Here is a 244-nt window from a genome sequence, read left to right as displayed (position 1 = left end):
CGCTTGGCCGAGGAAACCACCACCACCGGTGCCCAGGATCTTCAGGCGGGTTGGTCCATTCGGGTTGCCGCCCAGACCGCGAGCTTCTCGCGGCCGATCTTGGCGTTGGGGCGGATATCGACCGGGAAGCCGGGGTGCAGCAGGAAGCGTTCGATGCGCAGCGTGCCGGCATGCGCGGCCGCTTCTTCTCGCAACCGCTGCTGCTGGGCCGGCGAATCGGCGCTGCCCGGCTGGAGTTCATAGA

1 pseudogene is annotated in these 244 nt (G+C 68.0%); it reads right to left on the bottom strand.

The features are described from left to right. Positions 1 to 41: 41 nt before the first annotated feature. Positions 42 to 244 (bottom strand): annotated as a pseudogene (locus ACQG3P_RS21920) (peptide synthase); the annotation flags it as partial.

Origin of the sequence: Stenotrophomonas sp. SrG (assembly GCF_050031795.1) — a bacterium.
Lineage (GTDB): Bacteria > Pseudomonadota > Gammaproteobacteria > Xanthomonadales > Xanthomonadaceae > Stenotrophomonas > Stenotrophomonas rhizophila_A.
Note: the sequence above shows the minus strand (reverse complement) of the source record. Positions and strands in the feature narration are given on the sequence as shown.